22 protein-coding genes and 1 tRNA gene are annotated in these 19,574 nt (G+C 49.8%); 9 read left to right on the plus strand and 14 right to left on the minus strand.

All coding sequences use genetic code 11. The annotated features are described in order from the left end of the window. Positions 1-97: 97 nt before the first annotated feature. Positions 98-820, minus strand: a complete 723-nt coding sequence (gene lpxH / locus OGY19_RS22645) for a UDP-2,3-diacylglucosamine diphosphatase (protein ID WP_048212380.1) — start codon at positions 818-820, stop codon at positions 98-100. Between the two features lie 2 nt (positions 821-822). Continuing rightward, positions 823-1,317, minus strand: a complete 495-nt coding sequence (gene ppiB / locus OGY19_RS22650) for a peptidylprolyl isomerase B (protein ID WP_003021875.1) — start codon at positions 1,315-1,317, stop codon at positions 823-825. A 173-nt stretch (positions 1,318-1,490) separates the two neighbouring features. On the opposite strand from ppiB, the gene cysS reads away from it, so the two are divergent. Next, a complete protein-coding gene (cysS, locus tag OGY19_RS22655; protein WP_286597244.1) occupies positions 1,491-2,876 on the plus strand; it encodes a cysteine--tRNA ligase in 1,386 nt (461 codons plus the stop codon). 91 nt (positions 2,877-2,967) lie between these two features. On the opposite strand, the gene OGY19_RS22660 is transcribed toward cysS, so the two are convergent. The 3 genes from OGY19_RS22660 to folD all read right to left on the minus strand — a co-directional run bounded on the left by OGY19_RS22660 (position 2,968) and on the right by folD (position 4,697). Then, entirely contained in the window at positions 2,968-3,492 is a 525-nt protein-coding gene (locus OGY19_RS22660) for a metal-dependent hydrolase (RefSeq protein WP_048212378.1), read from the minus strand. Positions 3,493-3,616: 124 nt separating this feature from the next. Then, positions 3,617-3,829, minus strand: a complete 213-nt coding sequence (ybcJ, locus tag OGY19_RS22665; RefSeq protein WP_048212377.1) for a ribosome-associated protein YbcJ — start codon at positions 3,827-3,829, stop codon at positions 3,617-3,619. Position 3,830: 1 nt separating this feature from the next. Continuing rightward, complete coding sequence (folD, locus tag OGY19_RS22670; protein WP_005122057.1) at positions 3,831-4,697, minus strand: bifunctional methylenetetrahydrofolate dehydrogenase/methenyltetrahydrofolate cyclohydrolase FolD; 867 nt, start codon at positions 4,695-4,697, stop codon at positions 3,831-3,833. A 574-nt stretch (positions 4,698-5,271) separates the two neighbouring features. On the opposite strand from folD, the gene fimA reads away from it, so the two are divergent. The 6 genes from fimA (at position 5,272) to sfmF (ending at position 11,340) form a co-directional block, all read left to right on the plus strand. After that, positions 5,272-5,826: a type 1 fimbrial major subunit FimA gene (gene fimA, locus OGY19_RS22675; protein ID WP_005122056.1), complete on the plus strand. Its 555-nt coding sequence runs from the start codon at positions 5,272-5,274 to the stop codon at positions 5,824-5,826. 76 nt (positions 5,827-5,902) lie between these two features. Further along, positions 5,903-6,436, plus strand: coding sequence for a type 1 fimbrial protein subunit FimI (gene fimI / locus OGY19_RS22680; protein WP_048212376.1), 534 nt, complete (start codon positions 5,903-5,905; stop codon positions 6,434-6,436). Positions 6,437-6,477: 41 nt separating this feature from the next. Continuing rightward, positions 6,478-7,170: a type 1 fimbria chaperone FimC gene (gene fimC, locus OGY19_RS22685; RefSeq protein ID WP_005122054.1), complete on the plus strand. Its 693-nt coding sequence runs from the start codon at positions 6,478-6,480 to the stop codon at positions 7,168-7,170. A gap of 7 nt (positions 7,171-7,177) precedes the next feature. Then, complete coding sequence (locus tag OGY19_RS22690; protein ID WP_286597246.1) at positions 7,178-9,799, plus strand: fimbrial biogenesis usher protein; 2,622 nt, start codon at positions 7,178-7,180, stop codon at positions 9,797-9,799. Between the two features lie 4 nt (positions 9,800-9,803). Continuing rightward, positions 9,804-10,811 (plus strand): type 1 fimbria D-mannose specific adhesin FimH, encoded by a 1,008-nt coding sequence (gene fimH / locus OGY19_RS22695; protein WP_005122052.1) that lies wholly within the window; start codon positions 9,804-9,806, stop codon positions 10,809-10,811. Positions 10,812-10,821: 10 nt separating this feature from the next. Continuing rightward, a complete protein-coding gene (gene sfmF / locus OGY19_RS22700) occupies positions 10,822-11,340 on the plus strand; it encodes a fimbria assembly protein (protein WP_048212618.1) in 519 nt (172 codons plus the stop codon). Between the two features lie 50 nt (positions 11,341-11,390). Here the strand turns inward: sfmF and fimZ are convergent, their stop codons facing one another. The 4 genes from fimZ to fimW form a co-directional block, all read right to left on the minus strand. Continuing rightward, positions 11,391-12,023, minus strand: a complete 633-nt coding sequence (gene fimZ / locus OGY19_RS22705; protein WP_286597249.1) for a fimbria biosynthesis transcriptional regulator FimZ — start codon at positions 12,021-12,023, stop codon at positions 11,391-11,393. 589 nt (positions 12,024-12,612) lie between these two features. Continuing rightward, the gene (fimY, locus tag OGY19_RS22710) at positions 12,613-13,335 is read right to left on the minus strand and encodes a fimbria biosynthesis regulator FimY (protein WP_115600804.1); all 723 of its coding nucleotides are present in this window, start codon (positions 13,333-13,335) and stop codon (positions 12,613-12,615) included. A 23-nt stretch (positions 13,336-13,358) separates the two neighbouring features. Further along, positions 13,359-14,087: an EAL domain-containing protein gene (locus OGY19_RS22715; RefSeq protein WP_075551397.1), complete on the minus strand. Its 729-nt coding sequence runs from the start codon at positions 14,085-14,087 to the stop codon at positions 13,359-13,361. A gap of 167 nt (positions 14,088-14,254) precedes the next feature. Then, positions 14,255-14,848 carry a fimbria biosynthesis transcriptional regulator FimW gene (gene fimW / locus OGY19_RS22720; protein ID WP_048212373.1) on the minus strand — a complete coding sequence of 198 codons (594 nt, stop codon included), beginning with the start codon at positions 14,846-14,848 and terminating at the stop codon, positions 14,255-14,257. A gap of 36 nt (positions 14,849-14,884) precedes the next feature. Here fimW and OGY19_RS22725 point away from each other — a divergent pair, with 36 nt between their 5' ends. Both OGY19_RS22725 and OGY19_RS22730 read left to right on the plus strand, forming a co-directional pair. After that, on the plus strand, positions 14,885-15,064 hold the full coding sequence (locus tag OGY19_RS22725; protein ID WP_040232627.1) for a hypothetical protein: 180 nt from the start codon (positions 14,885-14,887) through the stop codon (positions 15,062-15,064). 39 nt (positions 15,065-15,103) lie between these two features. After that, positions 15,104-15,180: transfer RNA gene (locus tag OGY19_RS22730), tRNA-Arg, on the plus strand. Positions 15,181-15,328: 148 nt separating this feature from the next. Here OGY19_RS22730 and uspF read toward each other — a convergent pair. The 5 genes from uspF to cusR all read right to left on the minus strand — a co-directional run bounded on the left by uspF (position 15,329) and on the right by cusR (position 19,462). Continuing rightward, the gene (gene uspF, locus OGY19_RS22735) at positions 15,329-15,757 is read right to left on the minus strand and encodes a universal stress protein UspF (protein WP_115600803.1); all 429 of its coding nucleotides are present in this window, start codon (positions 15,755-15,757) and stop codon (positions 15,329-15,331) included. Between the two features lie 145 nt (positions 15,758-15,902). Next, positions 15,903-16,706 (minus strand): MBL fold metallo-hydrolase, encoded by an 804-nt coding sequence (locus OGY19_RS22740; protein WP_286597251.1) that lies wholly within the window; start codon positions 16,704-16,706, stop codon positions 15,903-15,905. Between the two features lie 161 nt (positions 16,707-16,867). Continuing rightward, the gene (locus tag OGY19_RS22745; RefSeq protein ID WP_115600802.1) at positions 16,868-17,194 is read right to left on the minus strand and encodes a PcoE/SilE family metal-binding protein; all 327 of its coding nucleotides are present in this window, start codon (positions 17,192-17,194) and stop codon (positions 16,868-16,870) included. 143 nt (positions 17,195-17,337) lie between these two features. Then, positions 17,338-18,789: a Cu(+)/Ag(+) sensor histidine kinase gene (locus OGY19_RS22750; RefSeq protein WP_101742357.1), complete on the minus strand. Its 1,452-nt coding sequence runs from the start codon at positions 18,787-18,789 to the stop codon at positions 17,338-17,340. Further along, positions 18,779-19,462, minus strand: a complete 684-nt coding sequence (cusR, locus tag OGY19_RS22755) for a copper response regulator transcription factor CusR (RefSeq protein ID WP_048212367.1) — start codon at positions 19,460-19,462, stop codon at positions 18,779-18,781. The genes OGY19_RS22750 and cusR overlap by 11 nt, the downstream gene beginning before the upstream one ends. Between the last annotated feature and the right edge of the window lie 112 nt (positions 19,463-19,574).

The following is a 19,574-nucleotide window of genomic DNA, read 5'->3' on the forward strand; positions in this document are numbered from 1 at the left end:
GTGTGCTTCACACTGCTTTAGAGGCGAGAGAGAATAGCACGTTTTAAAAACAAGGAAAACGATTGCGTTGCGTGTATGCAGACGTTTTCAGCCGTGATTAAAACGGAAAAGCGATCAGTTCAACGTCGTCAGGTGTGACTTTAATCATCGAACCTTCGGTGTGCCAGGCACCTAACACCACGCGGAAAGCGGGTTGCTCATTGGCCGTGAGTTCGTGGACAGCAGGACGGTGTGTATGTCCGTGAATTAACCACTGGACCTGATGTTTCTCCATTTCGGCAATGACGGCCTGTGGATTCACATCCATGATCTCCAGCGATTTACTGCTGTTGGCGGCAAGGCTTCCGGCGCGCATCTTCGCGGCAATACGTTGGCGAATGAATAACGGCAGGGAGAGAAACAATTTTTGTAGCCAGGGCTGATGAACCTTAGCCCGAAACGCCTGATAGCCTGCGTCGTCGGTGCACAAGGTGTCGCCATGCATGATCAGTACCTTGCGACCATACAGGTTGAGCACTTTTTCCTGAGGTAACAGGGTCATGCCGCTCTCACGGGCAAAACGCTTGCCGATCAGAAAATCACGGTTGCCGTGAATAAAAAAGCAGGGAACGCCGGAATCCGTCAGCGCTTTTATCGCTGCGGCCATTTCACGATGTAGGGGATTGGGATCGTCATCGCCTATCCAGGCCTCAAACAGATCGCCAAGAATGTACAGCGCATCAGCCTTTCGTGCATCGCCGGCTAAAAAACGCAGAAAACCGGCGGTGATCGCCGGTTCTTCCGTGCAGAGATGAAGATCTGCAATAAACAGTGTTGTCACGATTACTCGCTGACGGTCACGTTTTCGATGATAACGTCTTCTTTTGGTACGTCCTGATGCATACCGCTGCGACCGGTGGAAACGCCTTTGATTTTATCAACGACATCCATACCTTCGACAACTTCAGCGAACACACAGTAACCCCAGCCCTGCATGCTTTCGCCGGAGAAGTTCAGGAAGTCGTTGTCGGCAACGTTGATGAAAAACTGAGCAGTCGCGGAGTGCGGAGCCTGAGTACGCGCCATTGCCAGCGTTCCACGGGTGTTTTTCAGACCGTTGTTGGCTTCGTTTTTGATAGCCTCTTTCGTGGCTTTTTGCTTCATGCCCGGCTCAAAACCGCCGCCCTGGATCATGAAACCATTAATAACACGGTGGAAAATGGTGTTGTTGTAAAAACCTTCGCGGCAGTAGTCCAGGAAGTTTTTAACTGTTTCAGGCGCTTTATCATCAAACGTTTTGATTACGATATCGCCGTGATTAGTGTGGAAAGTAACCATTTTTGCATCCTGTTCCGATAGAGTGGTGCTTCGACCCTGGTCAGGGTCACATGATAGGGGCTTGTTATAGCATAACCGCAAGGTTCGATCACCTTGCAAAGTGTGCTGCTTCGGGGCCAATTTATAGGTATTATAGGGCTTTGTTATCCACACACGTCTACACGGAATCTTCGATGTTAAAAATCTTTAATACACTGACGCGCCAAAAAGAGGAATTCAAACCCATTCATGCCGGGGAAGTCGGCATGTACGTGTGTGGCATCACCGTTTACGATCTCTGTCATATTGGACACGGGCGTACCTTTGTTTCTTTCGACGTTGTTGCCCGTTATCTGCGTTTCCTCGGCTACAAGCTGAAGTATGTGCGCAACATTACCGATATCGACGACAAAATCATTAAGCGCGCGAATGAAAATGGCGAGAGCTTTGTGGCGCTGGTTGATCGCATGATTGCGGAAATGCACAACGATTTCGATGCGCTGAATATTCTGCGCCCGGATCTTGAACCGCGCGCGACGCACCATATCGCCGAGATTATCGAAATCACCGAACAGCTGATTGCCAAAGGTCACGCTTACGTTGCTGATAACGGTGACGTGATGTTTGACGTGCCGACTGACCCGAACTACGGTCAGCTGTCCCGCCAGGATCTGGATCAACTGCAGGCGGGTGCGCGTGTTGATGTGGTTGATGTGAAGCGCAACCCGATGGACTTTGTGCTGTGGAAGATGTCCAAAGAGGGTGAGCCGAGCTGGCCGTCTCCATGGGGCGCAGGTCGTCCTGGCTGGCACATTGAATGTTCTGCGATGAACTGCAAACAGCTGGGTAACCATTTCGATATTCACGGCGGCGGTTCGGACCTGATGTTCCCGCACCATGAAAACGAAATTGCTCAGTCCACCTGTGCGCATGACGGTGAATACGTTAATTACTGGATGCACTCCGGGATGGTGATGGTTGACCGTGAGAAAATGTCCAAATCGCTGGGCAACTTCTTTACCGTGCGCGACGTGCTGAAATACTACGACGCCGAAACCATTCGTTACTTCCTGATGTCGGGTCATTACCGCAGCCAGTTGAACTACAGCGAAGAGAACCTGAAACAGGCACGCTCTGCGCTGGAGCGTCTGTACACCGCGCTGCGCGGCACTGACAAGTCCGTTGCTCCAGCCGGTGGCGAAGCCTTTGAAGCGCGCTTCATTGAAGCGATGGATGACGACTTCAACACGCCGGAAGCCTACTCCGTGCTGTTTGATATGGCGCGTGAGGTTAACCGTCTGAAGGGCGAAGATATGGCGGCAGCTAACGCTATGGCTGCGCATCTGCGTAAGCTGTCCGGCGTGCTGGGCCTGCTGGAACAGGAGCCAGAAGCCTTCCTGCAAATCGGTGCGCAGGCGGATGATGGTGAAGTTGCTGAAATTGAAGCGTTAATCCAACAACGTCTGGATGCCCGTAAGGCGAAAGACTGGGCGGCAGCTGACGCCGCGCGTGACCGTCTCAATGAGATGGGCATCGTGCTGGAAGACGGTCCGCAGGGCACCACCTGGCGTCGTAAGTAAATCTCTATATTGCCGGATGGCGGCTAGTGCCTTATCCGGCCTACGATGGAATGATCGGTAGGCCTGATAAGCGTAGCGCCATCAGGCACTATTAATGACGTCTGTACCACCACAACACACCCATCATGACGGCTCCCGGCAGCCATACCCACATTAGCTCCGAAAGAATAACCTGATGCCCGTACGGCGTGGCGTAGCGTGATAGCGCAAACGGGGCGACCTTAATGACCTGCCACGGTGCGAAGAAGCGTTCATCTGACCACGGCCACAGCCAGCCGACGCCTTTTCCCCCGGTAGTGACAGAATCCAGCAGGCTGTGCGACAGCAGTGAAACCGTCAGGAATAACCAGCAGCGAATCAATCCCACCTTAAACCATCGTCGGCCAATCAAAACACAGAGTAGTGGCACGACAAAGGCGAACAGCAGCGAGTGGGTAAAACCACGGTGACCAAATACGTTGCCGTAGGCGATGCCAAGCTTAAACGACAGCACGTCGGCATCCGGCAACATAGCCAGAATGACGCCAGTAAACAGTAAGCGCGGGGGGATGACTTTAAGCCCGAGACCTAACCCTAAGCAGAGTGGCACGGCCGCGTGGGTAACAATTGTTGGCATGATGATCGCTTCGTGTGGAAAAACGACATGCTAACAATTCACTGTGAAGTGGTGATGAAGTGATTATCTGAAAATGAGAGAGGAAGTGGCCGGACAGGGGGTTAGCCTCATCCGGCACCGGGGATCACGCCACGACGGTAATACTTTGGCCTTCAAAGCTTACGGTCTGTCCGGCAACGATTTTGCAGCGTTTACGCGTTTCAACAACGCCGTCGACCTTCACTAACCCTTCGCCAATGGCGATTTTTGCCTGGGCGCCACTTTCGCTCCAGCCTTCCAGCTTCAGCAGATCGCAGAGTTCAACATGTGGGTGTTTACCCAGTGAAAATGTGGCCATCTTAAACGTCCTTTACATCATGATATTCAACACACGCCTGCAGCGTGTTTTCGATAAGCGTGGCGACGGTCATAGGGCCAACGCCTCCCGGCACTGGCGTGATATATGACGCGCGTGCGGCAGCATCTTCAAAGACCACATCGCCAACAACCTTACCATTCTCCAGACGGTTGATGCCGACATCAATCACAATCGCACCTTCTTTAATCCACTCACCGGGAATAAAGCCTGGTTTACCGACGGCGACGATCAGCAGGTCAGCATGCTCAACGTGGCGACGCAGATCTTTGGTGAACCGGTGGGTAACGGTGGTGGTGCAGCCAGCCAGCAGCAGTTCCATGCTCATCGGGCGACCAACAATATTGGAGGCGCCAATCACCACGGCGTTCAGGCCATACGTGTCGATGTTGTAGCGTTCAAGCAGGGTCACGATACCGCGTGGGGTACATGGACGCAGGCGCGGCGCGCGTTGGCACAGGCGACCGACGTTATACGGGTGGAAACCGTCAACGTCTTTATCCGGTGCAATACGCTCCAGCACTTTGACGTTGTCGATACCCGCCGGCAACGGCAGTTGTACCAGGATACCATCGATGGTGGCATCTGCATTGAGCGTATCGATCAGCTCAAGAAGTTCCGCCTCGCTGGTGGTTTCAGGCAGGTCCCAGGAGCGGGAGACAAAACCCACTTCGTCACAAGCTTTGCGTTTACTTGCCACGTAAATCTGCGAAGCCGGGTTGCTACCTACCAGCACAACAGCCAGTCCTGGGGCGCGTAATCCAGCCGCTAAACGCGCCTGAACTTTTTGAGCAACCTCAGAGCGCACCTGCTGCGCAATCGTTTTACCGTCAATAATCTTTGCTGCCATCAGAGAGAGGATTCCGTCTGTTACGTTAAGTCGAAGGGGATGTCACTATTTTGTCAGAAGCGGGGCGTGCTGTCAGTTTTCGTTTGCGTTTTTACGTGCGGTGGAGTGTTTCGCATAGCCCGTGAGCGCGGCAACAGGTGTTGGACGTTGGTACGTAATTCATAAGCATGCTAACGAAACTTAACCTAAATGAAACAACTCATCACCCTGCTATTTTCATGGGTAATATCTCAGAAACCAGACTGTTACGTCTTGTTATGGCCGTTTTTGCCTCATTTCCATCCGGAATTTTCTTAGAGTCCAATAAGAATAAGCCAGGGTCATTAAAAGGAATTGCAGGTATTTTTCATTAATTGAAATGTTTAATTTATCCCGGTGACGAATTGTCATATTCGTGAAGATTAATTAGTGAATCAAATACTCAGGAGAGTGGGAGTACATGTTTCGCTAATTCTCTCTCGATATATATCTTTACAGGATGCAGAGATAATTTGCCTGACATTTAATGTCGATAATGATTCAAACGGATCCCGCAGGACGCTGGAGCCGGATGTGTGTAATTCAAGGGAAATCCATGAAACGTAAATTAATGACCTCTTCTGTTTTTGCCAGCATGATGTTAATGGCGGGCGCAGCGGTGGCGGCAGATCCGGTAAGCGTGAGCGGCGGTACGGTTCACTTTGAAGGTGAGCTGGTCAATGCAGCCTGTGCAGTGAGCACTCAGTCAGCCGACCAGGTTGTCACATTAGGCCAATATCGTACCGCCAGCTTCACCGCAGTCGGTGACACCACGGCGCAAATTCCGTTTTCCATCGTGCTGAACGACTGTGACCCGAAAGTTGCTGCGACTGCTGCTGTTGCTTTCTCGGGCCAGACGGACCTCACCAACAACAGCCTGTTGGCTCTCTCCTCTTCGGATAACAGCACCACAGCGGGCGGCGTAGGGATCGAAATCCTGGACAACACCTCTACCGCACTGAAGCCAGATGGCGCGACCTTCTCAACCGCTCAGGCGCTGGTGGAAGGCACCAACACCCTGCGTTTCTCCGCGCGTTATAAAGCCACAGCAACCAGCGCCACGCCGGGTCAGGCAAATGCGGATGCGACCTTCATCATGAAGTACGAATAAGCCGTTTGATTCTTGCAGGGAAGACTACCGCCTCATGGGATGAGGCACTATCCGGGGATGATGAAGGATGTGGCAGATGATAGGGAAAGGCGTAGCGCTGGCGGGAATGGTCTGCGTAATGCCGGCGTTTGCTCACACCGTGATACTGGAAAGTGGCCGTCTTCATTTACGTGGGCAACTGGTTAATGGTGCCTGTACGGTTGCCACAGACAGCCAGAGCTTACGGGTGCAGATGGGGCAGTACCGCACTAACGCGTTTTCCGGGACGGGAAGCTTTGCTTCTACCAGCGTACCGTTTTCGCTGCGACTAACGTCGTGCAGTGCTGATGTTTATGACCATGTGGGGATTGCCTTTGCGGGCGTTACGCCAGCCGAAGATCCACAGGTCTTTCTTGCCAGCGGCGATGCGTCTGCGGTTTCGGGTATTGGTCTGGCGTTGTTTGATGAGCGACAGCGACAAATAATTCCGAATGCGCTGCCGCTTCATTATGCCCCGATTTTAACGCAAGAGATGACGTTTCATTTCACTGCTCGCTATCGGGCTGTCTCGGAATATATAACGCCGGGAACGCTTCGTTCAGATGTGTGGTTTACGTTGGTGTATCCCTGATTTATTTCCTAACGATAATCACGCCAAAGGTATTTGTAGCTATGTTTAATTATCTAAAATCAGGCTTTATCATTTTACTGGCCTTATTTTCTGCCACCAGTGTGCAGGCATCTGGTGGAATTGCATTAGGTGCAACTCGCGTTATTTATCCTGCCGAGGCTAAACAAACGTCCCTCGCCATTAGTAATAGTGATACCAAAGAACGTTTCCTGATTAATTCATGGATAGAGAACAGCGCAGGCGTCAAAGATAAATCGTTTGTGGTCACACCGCCGCTGTTTGTCAGTGAACCTAAAAGCGAAAACACGCTGCGTATCATCTACGCGGGCGAGCCGCTGCCCAAAGACCGTGAATCGCTGTTCTGGATGAATGTGAAGGCTATTCCGTCGGTCAATAAAAATAGCCTTGAGGGGAAAAACGTTCTGCAACTGGCGATTTTGTCGCGCATCAAACTCTTTGTCCGCCCAAATAATCTGCCACAAATCGCGGAAGATGCGCCAGGCATGCTGCAGTTTTCCCGTACTGGCAACCACCTGAAAATCACCAACCCGTCAGCGTATTACGTCACGCTGGTCAATCTCAATGTCGGAAATACGAAGATTGATAACGTTATGGTTGCGCCAAAAAATGACACGCAGGTCCTGTTGCCGACTGGCGTTCAGGGAAACGTTACGTTCCAGACGGTGAACGATTATGGCGCAGTCACCACCGCTAAAACGGTTAGCGTGCGTTGAGAAAACGATGAATAAGACAACGTATTTTCCTGGCCTGTTACCGGGGGTTACGCCACCGCTGGCGGGGGTGGCGTTGTCCACGCTGGCCGCGCTCTTTCCCTCCTTCAGCCAGGGTGAAAGCTATTTCAATCCGGCGTTTTTATCTGCCGATACCGCTACTGTGGCGGATTTGTCTCGTTTCGAAAAAGGGAATCACCAGCCTGAAGGCGTTTATCGTGTGGATATTTGGCGCAATGATGAGTTTGTGGCTACCCAGGATATTCGTTTCGCCACCAGTGCGGGGAAAGCCGGAGAAAAATCCGGCGGGCTGATGCCGTGCTTTGATCTCGACTGGGTTAAACGCCTTGGCGTCAATATCACTGCGTTTCCGGCACTCAGTCAGGATGCGAACAATACCTGTATTAATTTGCCAGAGGCGATTCCTGGTAGCGAAATTGCCTTCGATTTTTCTACACTGCGTTTAAATGTCAGCCTGCCGCAAGCCTCAATGTTGAACAGTGCGCGTGGCTATATTCCGCCAGAGGAGTGGGATGAAGGTATTCCGGCGGCGCTGGTTAACTACAGCTTTACCGGCAGTCGCGGCAGCGATACCGACAGCTATTTCTTAAGCATGTTAAGCGGCCTGAACTATGGCCCATGGCGGCTGAGGAATAACGGTGCATGGAACTACTCGAAAGGTGACGGCTACCATTCGCAAAGCTGGAAAAATATTGGCACATGGCTTCAGCGCGCGATTATTCCGCTGAAGGGTGAGCTGGTTATGGGGGACAGCAACACCGGCAACGACGTTTTTGACAGTATCGGTTTTCGTGGTGCTCGTCTCTATTCGTCCGACAGCATGTATCCCGACAGCTTACAGGGCTATGCGCCAACCGTCCGTGGGATTGCGCGTACCGCAGCGAAACTGACTATTCGCCAGAATGGCTACGTGATTTATCAAAGCTATGTTTCGCCAGGCGCTTTTTCGATAACCGATCTTAACCCCACCTCGTCGAGTGGTGACCTGGACGTAACGGTTGATGAGAAGGACGGCAGTCAACAGCGCTATACGGTGCCGTATTCCACGGTACCTCTGCTCCAGCGTGAAGGACGTTTCAAATATGATGTTGTCGCCGGGGATTTTCGCAGCGGTAATAGCCAGCAGTCTTCGCCATTCTTTTTCCAGGGAACGTTAATTGCCGGGTTACCAGAAGGTTACACCGCGTATGGCGGCACGCAGTTAGCTTCACGCTACACCGCACTGGTGCTAGGTACTGGCCGCAACCTGGGAGACTGGGGAGCTGTCTCTGTCGATTTAACGCATGCCCGGAGCCAACTGGCGGATGACAGTACGCATCAGGGGCAATCGCTGCGTTTTCTGTATGCAAAATCACTGAACAACTTCGGTACCAACTTCCAGCTGTTGGGGTACCGCTATTCGACGCGCGGGTTTTATACCCTCGATGATGTGGCGTATCGCAGTATGGAAGGTTACGAGTACGAATATGACAGCGAAGGGAATCGCCACGATGTTCCACAGGTGAAGAGCTACCACAATCTGAGCTACAGCAAAAAGGGACGTTTTCAGATCAACATTTCGCAGAACCTTGGCGATTACGGATCACTCTATGTATCGGGTAGCCAGCAAACGTACTGGAACACCTCAGATACCAATACCTGGTACCAGCTGGGGTATGCCAGCGGTTGGCAGGGGATTAGCTATTCACTCTCCTGGTCATGGAATGAATCGGTCGGGATCTCTGATACCGACCGCATCCTGGCCTTCAATGTGTCTGTACCGTTCAGTCTGCTGACCGGGCGGCGCTACTCGCGTGATAACGCACTCGATCGCACCTACGCCACTTTCAATGCGAACCGTAACAGCAATGGACAAAACAGCTGGCAAAGCGGTATTGGCGGCACGCTGTTAGATGGACGCAATCTCAGCTACAGCGTTAATCAGGGACACAGCAGCTCCAACGGATACAGCGGGAGCGCTAACGCGAACTGGCAGGCGGCCTATGGCACGCTGGGCGTGGGTTACAACTATGACCGTGACCAGCATGACTATAACTGGCAACTCTCCGGTGGCGTCATCGGACATGCGGACGGCATTACGCTCAGCCAACCACTGGGCGATACCAACGTACTGATAAAAGCACCTGGGGCCCAGGGGGTGCGGATAGAAAACCAGACCGGCGTGCAGACCGACTGGCGTGGCTACGCGGTCATGCCGTATGCCACCGTTTATCGTTACAACCGCGTCGCGCTGGATACCAATTCAATGAATAACAACACCGATGTGGAAAATAACGTTAGCAGCGTCGTGCCCACGCAGGGGGCACTGGTACGTGCGGCGTTTGATACACGCATTGGCGTGCGGGCGCTTATCACGGTGAATCGGGATGGAAAACCGGTGCCATTTGGGTCGATGGTTCGCGAAACCACGAGCGGCGTCACCAGCATGGTCGGTGAGGATGGACAAATTTATCTGAGTGGTCTGCCGCTCAAAGGCAACTTGTTGATCCAATGGGGTGAAGGCGCAAACGCACGCTGTGAAGCGCACTATACCTTGCCTGAAGAGAGCCTGAAACAGGCTGTAACGCTCACCAACGTGATGTGCCAACGACCGTCGGCACGACAGGGATAATATGATGAAACGACAAACCGGTTTGCTACTGGGAAGCGCTTTACTGCTTATAGCTAATACGTCATGGGCGACGGTCTGCCATAACTCGAACGGAACGCCAACGGACGTTTATTACGATCTGTCGAATGTGTTTAACAGCAGCAATAACCAACCGGGCCAGGTAGTGACATTGCCTGAAAAGTCAGGCTGGGTTGGGGTGAATGCAACCTGCCCGGCAGGGACGACGGTGAATTACACCTACCGAAGTTATGTGACAGAACTCCCCGTGCAAAGTACGGAAAATAACTTTCAGTATCTGAAACTCAATGATTACCTGTTGGGGGCCATGAGTATTACCGATAGCTACGCGGGGTTGTTTTATCCTCCACGTAATTATATCCGCATGGGGAATCACCCAAACGTTTCCAAACAGCAGCCTTTTGGCGTGATGGATTCGAAGCTGGTGTTTAAATTAAAAGTGATTCGTTCATTTATCAACATGGTGCCGATCCCGCGACAGACGATGTTCAGCGTCTATGTCACTACCAGTACGGGAGATGCGCTGAGTACGCCGGTTTACACCATAAGCTACAGCGGCAAGGTGGAAGTTCCACAAAACTGCGAGGTGAATGCCGGGCAAATCGTGGAGTTTGATTTTGGCGATATTGGTGCCTCGCTGTTCAGCAAGGCGGGAGCCGGTAACCGGCCCGAAGGTATCAATACGCAAACGAAAACGGTCGCCATAAAATGTACAAATGTTGCCGCGCAAGCTTATCTGACCATGCGGGTCGAGGCCGAAAAAGCGTCCGGGCAAATGATGATATCGGACAACCCGGATTTAGGTTTTATCGTGGCCGACAGCAGCGGTAAACCGCTGACACCCAACAATCTGTCCAGCACCATTCCCTTTCAGTTGGATGATAACGCTGCCGCGCGGGTTGGCATTAGAGCATGGCCAGTCAGCGTGACGGGCAATAAACCAGCGGAAGGGCCTTTCACCGCCCGTGGCTATCTGCGAGTTGATTATGAATAAGCAGAAAACAATGAGACGTCGTGCACTTTTTGTATTGATATCCGCAGTGTCAGCCAGTTCACTATGCCAGGCGGATACCTCGCTGGGTGAGATTAATATCGAACTGCACGGTAATATTGTGGACTTTACCTGTGCGGTTATTGCCAGTGACAATAATAAGTTGGTTGAACTAGGCACCTGGCCGACAAAACAATTAAAGACCACCGGGGATACGACCCAACCGGTTCCCTTCACGTTGAAACTTGAAGGCTGCCCGCCGGGGTCGGCCTCGATAACCTTTTCCGGCACGCCGGCAGCGGGTACCACGTTGTTGGCGCTGGACGATGCCGTGATGGCACAAAAGGTCGCGATTGAATTGCACGATAGCGACCGTACGCGATTACCGCTTGAACAAGCCAGCCAGACAGTAAGCATTGATGAAAATGGCAACGCTATGCTGACTTTTTTTGCCAACTATATTGCGCTGGCAGATGGCGTTCAACCGGGGATCGCGAAAGCAGATGCTACGTTTATGATTAACTACAATTGACATCATGCGCTGATAACGCACTCCCGAACGACGCCTCGCCGGGAGTGCGATCACATTAATTCATGCATCTTTGCATAATCAATAAGCTCAACAATGGTATGTAGTCCGAGCTTGGAATAGATGTTAGCTTTGTGAGCGCTGATTGTTTTATTACTCAATAAAAGTTGCTCAGCAATTTCTTTATTAGATAACCCATTCGCCAGATAACGTAAAACCGTTACCTCGCGGTTCGATAACGGCATGTCATTCAGCACACCTTTACGTATATTAATATTATTAATAAAGTTAAGCGTGTCTGAAGGGAAAAATGAATATCCTGATAAAATCATTTTCACCGCGTTATAGATATCATTGAGATCCTTTCGCTTGCTGACGAAGCCATTGGCACCGGCACGGATCGCCCGTCCGGCATAAAATGATTCAGACTTTGAGGATAGAAACAGTACCCGGGTTTTTTCCTGCAGAGATTTTATTCTCTTGAGTAATGTAAACCCATCGGAGCCAGGTAGTTCAATATCCAGAATGACCAGATCGACTGGATAAGTCCGTAGATGATCTATTGCTGCGCGGCTGTCATCGGTTTCCAGAACAACCTGAATATTACTATTCTTTTCGAGCAGTACTTCTATCGACATTCTGACAATAGGGGGTTCGTCCATAATGATAACGGATGCTGGTTTCATTGTTGTATGCCTCAAACTGTTTGTGTATCTTGCGATTTTGATAAAACATCAGGCGTTATAATATTGTCAAATAGCCAAGGATTGCTCTGGAAGAAGAACCGAATAAATATTATGTCATCCTTGTTTATTCGGTTGTTCTACGTCAGAACAATGAGTTTGTGGAATATCCATTTCACACCAGGGAAAACTTACAATTAATCAGAAAACAGTGAGGATTATACCTGCTCTGCACTTTCGGAAAAGGCTTACAGCACGTAAGTTCATAATGTCTGTTAGGATATCCTGAAAGATCAGGGCATGGTAATGACTATTGATATTAATCTCCTGCTGTTTGAATTATGGCAGATTGAAAAAATTTTTTAAATAGTAAAAACGACACAATGGACTAATTGTTTAGGTTTTGTTAAGGCGGCGAGGCAATTCTTTTTTGTCGAAATGTACTGAATCTGTCAGCTAAAGCAGGATACCTGCGCGACATATAATACCAGGAATAGTTGTAAATATTAAATGTTTGTAAAAATCACATTCGTTTTCTCAGTTGAAAATAAGTAATTTCCTATAAATTCTTATATCACAGAGGGTTAGGGTGTTAAATTAAATGGGGATAGGTAACGCTGAGGCGATGTATCAGATGCAAAAAACGCTGACGATGTGGCAACCCCAGCAGCGTGATCAGCTGGTTCAGGCGATAGATAACGCGGTGATAGGGTTGAGCCTGCAGCAGAGCAATCTTCTTTAATGATTTACCTTGTGACAGTAATGAGATCATCTCCCAGTCAGCCTGATTTATGTGCCCGGAGTGAATATGGTCTGGCGGCATAGATAATAAAGCATGGCGCATCTCCGGGAGGCGCTGACGGCGCGACAGGATATAGAATGGCCCAGCCATCGCAATAAAGTGCCTGAGCGCTTCGTGGCGACTGGGAAGTAATATGAAAATTTGAATATTATCCTGTTCTTTAATGAGTCGGCGAAGATATTCCAGAACATCGAAATATGAGCTTGATGCACCATCCATATCAACCACTAACTGACTCGCTTCAGACTCTTTCAACAGTGGCAGGGCCGATTCAATCGTCTGGAAGATGGCCGTGTGTGTACCAGAAAATAAATAGCGATTTAACGTATAGCCGAGATAGTTGTCTGTTGTGATAATCGCTTGAGATATTGTGTCGCCCGGTAATGTGTAATCAAGTTTTTGAGCCAGATACTCAATTCTGTCAAATTCCTGCGGCGCACAGTGATCATATTGCCAGGTACAGTGGGCGTTTCGTAAACGGCGATGCCGTTCCCGGCGTTTTACACTGCGCATCCTTCCTTTTTCCCTGTCCGTATCTATTGCGCCTGCTCTGGATAAATGGCTGGCCACAAATATCCCTGACCCAAATTTGCGCCAGCGCGCAGGGCAATTTCCTGCTGTTTTTGCGTTTCAATTCCTTCAACTACCACCAGGCTGGCGATTGCGCGCCCCATCTGAATAACCTGGCGGAGTTTTTCCGGCACATGACTGAGTGTCCAGAACGTATTTTTATCTAACTTCACCCCTGACAAATGCCAGTTGGCTGCGGTGAATGTGCCAAGCAGTTCCTCATTGACGTCATCCAGCCATATTGGGATACCATGGTCTTCAAGATGTTGAATTACGCCGTAGACGATCGCCCGCTGGGGTGTACTTAAAGAATAAAACGTATTTGGATCTTGTATTTCGATAATCAAGCTGGACGGAGAGGGCGTAATCAGGGAATGGAATAGCGGCCAACTCAGAAAGGCTTGCATCGGTAAATTCAGTGAGTAGCGCAGTCCCTGTTGGTAGCACTTAATTTTGTCAATTTGCTGATAAAACAGATGCTGTCGATGCTGAACCGACAGTTGGTGAAAATATTTCTCACTGTTTATATTGGCGGGAAGATGTGTGAGGACCTCACAACCGTATCTCAACGCGGTAGACAAATCGACAATGGGCTCGAATTTAAGTGCGAATTGCAGGGGTTCTGCATCGCTGTTTTTGGCGGTAAAGACCGAGTACTCAGATTTATCATTCCATAATAGCAGGCTCGGTGCCACGATATCCCCCCTGGCGTCAGAGCAAATATTACCGAGTGTGTCTATTTGTTTCCCCGGAAATAATATACATAGGGTATTCTGGCAGCATGCGATTAGGTACAGTAGGTGCCGATACTTAATTGATGATGAGACATTTCTCAATAAAATGCCCGACCGCAAGATTCACTCTACTGTTGCAGAAAACTCAGGTGCGCCCTGATATACCTTAAAAATTGCTGATCATTTTTCACATCCAGCTTTTTCATAATACGGCGGCGAGTTGCTCTGGCCTGGATATCGCTGATGGAGAGAAGATGTGCTGTTTCAGCGAGCGTGTTACCGCTGGCAAGTAGCATTAAAAACTGGCGTTCCTCCACTGAAAAGTGGCGGGTGGTACAGTAATGGCAGATGGTTGCAGGCACACTGTGGCGGAGCGCGCGTTTTTGCAGAATCAGGATCAATTTTTGGGTTATCGCTTCAACATTATCTTCGCGATAGATCAGCGGCAGCATATACAGGCAGGGACGAAACATCAGCTTATCTTTATCGCCTCCGTTGCAGATGATAACCCGATGCTGGCGTCTGGTGTGGACGGGAACCTGATAACATCCTGCGCTGAGCCAATCGTCATCCAGTGAAATAAAGGCGATGTCTGCGCGATCGATATCTTCGGTAGGTAAAAAGCAGATGTCCTGATGCCACTCATTTGCCAGGCGGGAGATGATGATTTTCAGCCCATGTTCGAAATGACTATTTTCTTCCTTGATAGCGATACTTAACATTGACGAGGTCCTGAACAGCAGGGAAGGGGTTGGGGAATGTTAAGCAAAATCATTAATTTTCTAAATACTTGTAACCTTAAATCCCGCATTATGCTGGCTGAGTTATTACCAGGTGATTTCCTGGAACCCCATGAACGACCAGAAAAAAACAACATTCGTACACTTCGTCAGCAACCGGAACAAAAGGCATTGACTCAGCAGGCGCTGACCGTATAATTCACGCGTTTCATCTGCATGAAGTCATCACTTCTCTATGCGCCCTTAGCTCAGTTGGATAGAGCAACGGCCTTCTAAGCCGTAGGTCGTAGGTTCGAATCCTACAGGGCGTACCATTTCGATAAAATATCCTCCCGGCAAAGTTTTATTCCAGTAGGCATAACGTCTACATCAGCGGCTCTGAATTTAACTTTTTCTGCAGCGTTTTGGGGATATAAAAACGGGAGCCTGATCGCTCCCGTTTTCCTGTTTTTCTAACCAATATCACCGCACAACAAGTACGGGGCATTTGGCATGACGTACTACGGCAGCGGCGGTTGACCCCAACAGATAGGTGCTGAAACCCGGTTTATGGGATGCAATGACGATCAATTCGGCGTCTACGGCATCTGCCAGTTTAAGGATCTGATCTTTCGGTGGGCCATAAACCACATGGGTCTGCGTTCTGCCGGCGGGGATATTGAATTGCGTAACAATGTCGTCGAGCTTTTCGGTGGCTTTCGCCTGTATACCACTTCTGTCCGGGAACTCGTTGGAGTAGGCAAGCCCGAGTGATGCGTAGAACGGAACGGTAGGAATGACCGCTAAAAAATGGACCTTAGCGGTTTTTGCATGCGCTTCAACCTGCGGAATAACATGGCGAGTTAAATCGGCTTCAGAGATATCAATGGGCACCAGAATAGAGCGATACATATTCACTACCTCCTGTTTGTTTACCTCTGTCCTGAGTGTAGCGAACTTTATTTCTGTATAATAAGTGACCAGATCAAGATTGTGCGCGCATTTTGATATTCATGAATGTTATGTGATGAAGATACAACAACCACAATGGTGATTATTATTCGGCCAGCACAATAACATCTCCTGTCGCGGGGGCTTCTTGTCCTGGTAACCACAAACGTCCCCACGCGCCGGTGCAGTGGCAGCCGAGAAGTTTTTCTGGCTGCTGTTGTTTAATAAATCGTCGGGTTTGCCATAACGTATAGGGCGATGCGCAGCGTAAATGGAAGCCGCCGACCAGGGCATGAATTTTGCTGATGCCCGTTATTTGCTGGCAGTGAGCGACGATATTGGCGATGTCCCGGTGTCCGCAGCCGGTAATGATGACTAATCCACGGTCTGACTTGTAGATCAATACCCCTTCGTCAGTGATGTAGTCGCGTTGGGGAGGATTCTCATTGATGACACCGTAGGCCTGCGGTGCGGATACGGATATTTCTCCTGACCACAGAAAGCGTTCGCTAAGGGGCAAAGGCTCACGGGAGTACGCCATCTGCAGACGAGAGTAATCATTATCGCGCGATAATTTCTTGATTTTACGGGTATATCCTGCAAGCGTGAACGCAGCGTAACGTTCGCAGGCAATGTGTGGATGACAGATGATGCGGCTGTTATCGGGAAGCCACGGGACGCCGCCACAGTGATCATAGTGACCATGTGAGAGCACGACAGCGGTTAACTGAGACAAGTCTACGCCCATTAATGCGGCATTGTGCCTAAAACTGTCATCAGGCCCGGTATCAAATAATATCGTGGTAGTTTCATCCTGAACTAACAGACTTAATCCAGGTTTTGCCCGTAGGACTTTTTCTGCACCGCGGGCGCGCCTGTTTTCAAGTAACACCGTAAGGGTTAAAGCCATGCCTGACTCCAGCGTTAAAGCAGCATACTGTAACGCACAGAATGTAAGAGCGCTGTGATCTCAGCGCTCTTTGGGACGGTTAAAATTGACACTAACCACGGGAAAGCGCGCAGGCTATGTTGCTATCCTGGCCCGCACGCGTGTCTTGGTGGAGAGATGGATTACCCTTGCGTTGCTGCCTGTTCGCGATGTTTTTTCGCCTGCAGCTCATGTGAATATGAATGACTGTTATTCATTGACTGATGAACGACCATCGCTTTTTCATGTTCATTCATTTGCGAAAAAGACGGTGCACTAGCCCGCGTGGATTGGCTATTCTGCACCTGTGCTTTATGTGTTTGTGCCATTTGCTGATGAGCAGGTGTATCGCTGTTATTCACCATCTCGTGAGCCATAGCTGCCTGCTGATGCGTTGTGGATGTTTCTGCCGCATTAACGCCAGCTGAGATAAAAAAGGCGATAGCTAAAAAGGAAGATATCTTCTTCATCATATTTCTCCAGTGTCGGTTTACAGGAGAATTATAATAATCAGGGGCTGTCAGTGAGGTGACAGGATTATGACGATGATGTCAGAGAATAATAATATTAATATCAGGTTTAATCGATGGCGCATTAGCGCCACCAATAATTATTAAGCGGCATATTTGGGTAATGTCAGAATAAAGCGGGTAGCGCGAGCGTCGGATGTCACGGAGACTTTTCCCTGGTGGGCAATCACAATCGATTTCACTATCGCCAGGCCAATACCGCTACCTTCGCCTTTACGCTGTCGTGAGGGATCGACGCGATAAAACCGGTCAAAGAGTCGTGGCAGATGTTCCGCGGCTATTGGCGTACCAGGATTTTCCACAATAATATGCACGAGATCATCAGCCTCTTTCACTCGCACGGTGACAGATTCGCCTTTGGGCGTATAGCGCATTGCGTTAGAGAGCAGGTTGCTCATTGCCCGGCGTAACATTAACGGGTCGCCAGAAACCCGGCATGCCCGACCTTCAAAGCGCAGGCTGACTTCGCGTTCTTCCGCCCAGGCTTCGAAAAAGTCGAACACTTTACTGACCTCATCCGCAAGATTCAGCGCTGTTTTTTCCGGGATCAACTGATTATTGTCTGCCTGTGCCAAAAACAACATATCACTCACCATCTTCGACATACGCCCAAACTCTTCGAGATTAGAGTAGAGCACATCTTCCAGCTCTTTCGTGCTGCGGGGATGGCTGAGGGCAATTTCTGTTTGCGTGACCAGGTTGGTGATTGGCGTGCGGATTTCGTGAGCAATATCAGCAGAAAAATTGGACTGACGTTTAAACACATCTTCGATTCGTTCAATCATATGATTAAATGACTCGACCAGTTGCTCAAGCTCAATCGGCACGGCCTGCGGGTCCAGGCGAACATCGAGATCTTTAGAGGTGATATTTTGGATGCGCCGACTGACATTACGGATCGGTTCATGACCTTTATAGACGGCGAACAGCACAATAAAAACAATCATCATGCTAATTAACGATGCCGTCATGATCAGTTTGTTTTTCAGATCGTTAATATAGTGCAGATGAAAATCAATCGATAACGCCATAAACAACGTATAGGCCGGTTTTCCGTCTGGCAACTGCCCAATGGGTAAACGAATCATTCGCCAGTTGGAGGATGCGTTTTTCCCGTGCGCATGTTCTGATGTTTGCAGCGTTGGGCCGGAAATTAAAAAGACATTACGGGTATGTGCATTTTTATCCGGCGTTGCCGTGGCGATAAACTGACGAAGATCCGGCGCATTAGGTGAATGGAAAATGGCCCTCTGATTGGCATCTTCCAGAGAAATAATGACGTTAGAATAACCCGAAACTACGTTTTTTAGTGTTTCCAGCCGACGCGATTCCGGTTCGTTCGGGTGGTTAATAATACGCTCCAGCGTCGCGCTGATCTCTTTTAAATCATTGATATCCTGCTCTGCGAAATGGACTTTCACCGAGTGGATCATTATCCATGCGAAAGCGAAAAATGAGGCGATAGTCGCCAGACTGATAAAAAAGGTTAACCGTGTTGCCAGCGAAAAAGGGCGCTGTAATCGTTTAGTTGCCATCCGGCACCTCAAGCATGTACCCCACGCCACGCACGGTCTGAATCAGTTTCGGCTCAAAGTCATTATCGATTTTGGCCCGCAGACGCTTCACGGCGACATCAATCGCATTGGTGTCGCTGTCAAAATTCATATCCCAAACCTGAGAGGCAATCAGCGAACGCGGCAACACTTCTCCCTGATGACGCAGGAAAAATTCAAGCAGCGTAAACTCTTTACTGGTCAGGGTGATGCGTGTGCCGTTGCGGGTGACCTTTCTGCTGACCAGATCGACCATTAAATCCGCGACCTGAAACTGACTTTCGACAATGACCGCGGCTCCCCGTCGCAGCAGCGTTCTGACCCGCGCCAGCAATTCTGCAAAGGCAAACGGTTTAACCAAATAATCATCAGCCCCCAGCTCCAGACCTTTGACCCGATGCTCAATGGTACCCAGTGCGGTGAGTAGCAGAATGGGCATGCCTTTATTGGCGGTGCGCAGCATCCGCACGATATCCCAGCCGTTTACATCGGGCAGCATGATGTCGAGAATGAGCAGGTCATAATCACCGGTCATTGCCAGGTGATATCCGTTCAGACCGTTGTCCGCCAAATCCACAACAAAACCCGCTTCCGTCAGGCCTTTCGTCAGGTATTCGCCGGTTTTTTTTTCATCTTCGACAATCAAAATCTTCATGACATTCTCCATCACGCACTGGCTGTGCGGATTTTCAATTCTAGAGAAGGCGGATCGGATAGCAATCGGTTATTGGGAAAATGACAGTTTTGTCATTTTCCTGTCACCGCTT

Source organism: Citrobacter sp. Cy070, from assembly GCF_030332245.1.
Taxonomy (GTDB): Bacteria; Pseudomonadota; Gammaproteobacteria; order Enterobacterales; family Enterobacteriaceae; genus Citrobacter; species Citrobacter youngae.

Coding starts and splice junctions, on each gene's coding strand:
- ppiB (WP_003021875.1), bottom strand. CDS start 1,317: ATGGTTACTTTCCACACTAATCACGGCGATATCGTAATCAAAACGTTT.
- cysS (WP_286597244.1), top strand. CDS start 1,491: ATGTTAAAAATCTTTAATACACTGACGCGCCAAAAAGAGGAATTCAAA.
- OGY19_RS22660 (WP_048212378.1), bottom strand. CDS start 3,492: ATGCCAACAATTGTTACCCACGCGGCCGTGCCACTCTGCTTAGGGTTA.
- ybcJ (WP_048212377.1), bottom strand. CDS start 3,829: ATGGCCACATTTTCACTGGGTAAACACCCACATGTTGAACTCTGCGAT.
- folD (WP_005122057.1), bottom strand. CDS start 4,697: ATGGCAGCAAAGATTATTGACGGTAAAACGATTGCGCAGCAGGTGCGC.
- fimA (WP_005122056.1), top strand. CDS start 5,272: ATGAAACGTAAATTAATGACCTCTTCTGTTTTTGCCAGCATGATGTTA.
- fimI (WP_048212376.1), top strand. CDS start 5,903: ATGATAGGGAAAGGCGTAGCGCTGGCGGGAATGGTCTGCGTAATGCCG.
- fimC (WP_005122054.1), top strand. CDS start 6,478: ATGTTTAATTATCTAAAATCAGGCTTTATCATTTTACTGGCCTTATTT.
- OGY19_RS22690 (WP_286597246.1), top strand. CDS start 7,178: ATGAATAAGACAACGTATTTTCCTGGCCTGTTACCGGGGGTTACGCCA.
- fimH (WP_005122052.1), top strand. CDS start 9,804: ATGAAACGACAAACCGGTTTGCTACTGGGAAGCGCTTTACTGCTTATA.
- sfmF (WP_048212618.1), top strand. CDS start 10,822: ATGAGACGTCGTGCACTTTTTGTATTGATATCCGCAGTGTCAGCCAGT.
- fimZ (WP_286597249.1), bottom strand. CDS start 12,023: ATGAAACCAGCATCCGTTATCATTATGGACGAACCCCCTATTGTCAGA.
- fimY (WP_115600804.1), bottom strand. CDS start 13,335: ATGCGCAGTGTAAAACGCCGGGAACGGCATCGCCGTTTACGAAACGCC.
- fimW (WP_048212373.1), bottom strand. CDS start 14,848: ATGTTAAGTATCGCTATCAAGGAAGAAAATAGTCATTTCGAACATGGG.
- OGY19_RS22725 (WP_040232627.1), top strand. CDS start 14,885: ATGTTAAGCAAAATCATTAATTTTCTAAATACTTGTAACCTTAAATCC.
- uspF (WP_115600803.1), bottom strand. CDS start 15,757: ATGTATCGCTCTATTCTGGTGCCCATTGATATCTCTGAAGCCGATTTA.
- OGY19_RS22740 (WP_286597251.1), bottom strand. CDS start 16,706: ATGGCTTTAACCCTTACGGTGTTACTTGAAAACAGGCGCGCCCGCGGT.
- OGY19_RS22745 (WP_115600802.1), bottom strand. CDS start 17,194: ATGAAGAAGATATCTTCCTTTTTAGCTATCGCCTTTTTTATCTCAGCT.
- OGY19_RS22750 (WP_101742357.1), bottom strand. CDS start 18,789: ATGGCAACTAAACGATTACAGCGCCCTTTTTCGCTGGCAACACGGTTA.
- cusR (WP_048212367.1), bottom strand. CDS start 19,462: ATGAAGATTTTGATTGTCGAAGATGAAAAAAAAACCGGCGAATACCTG.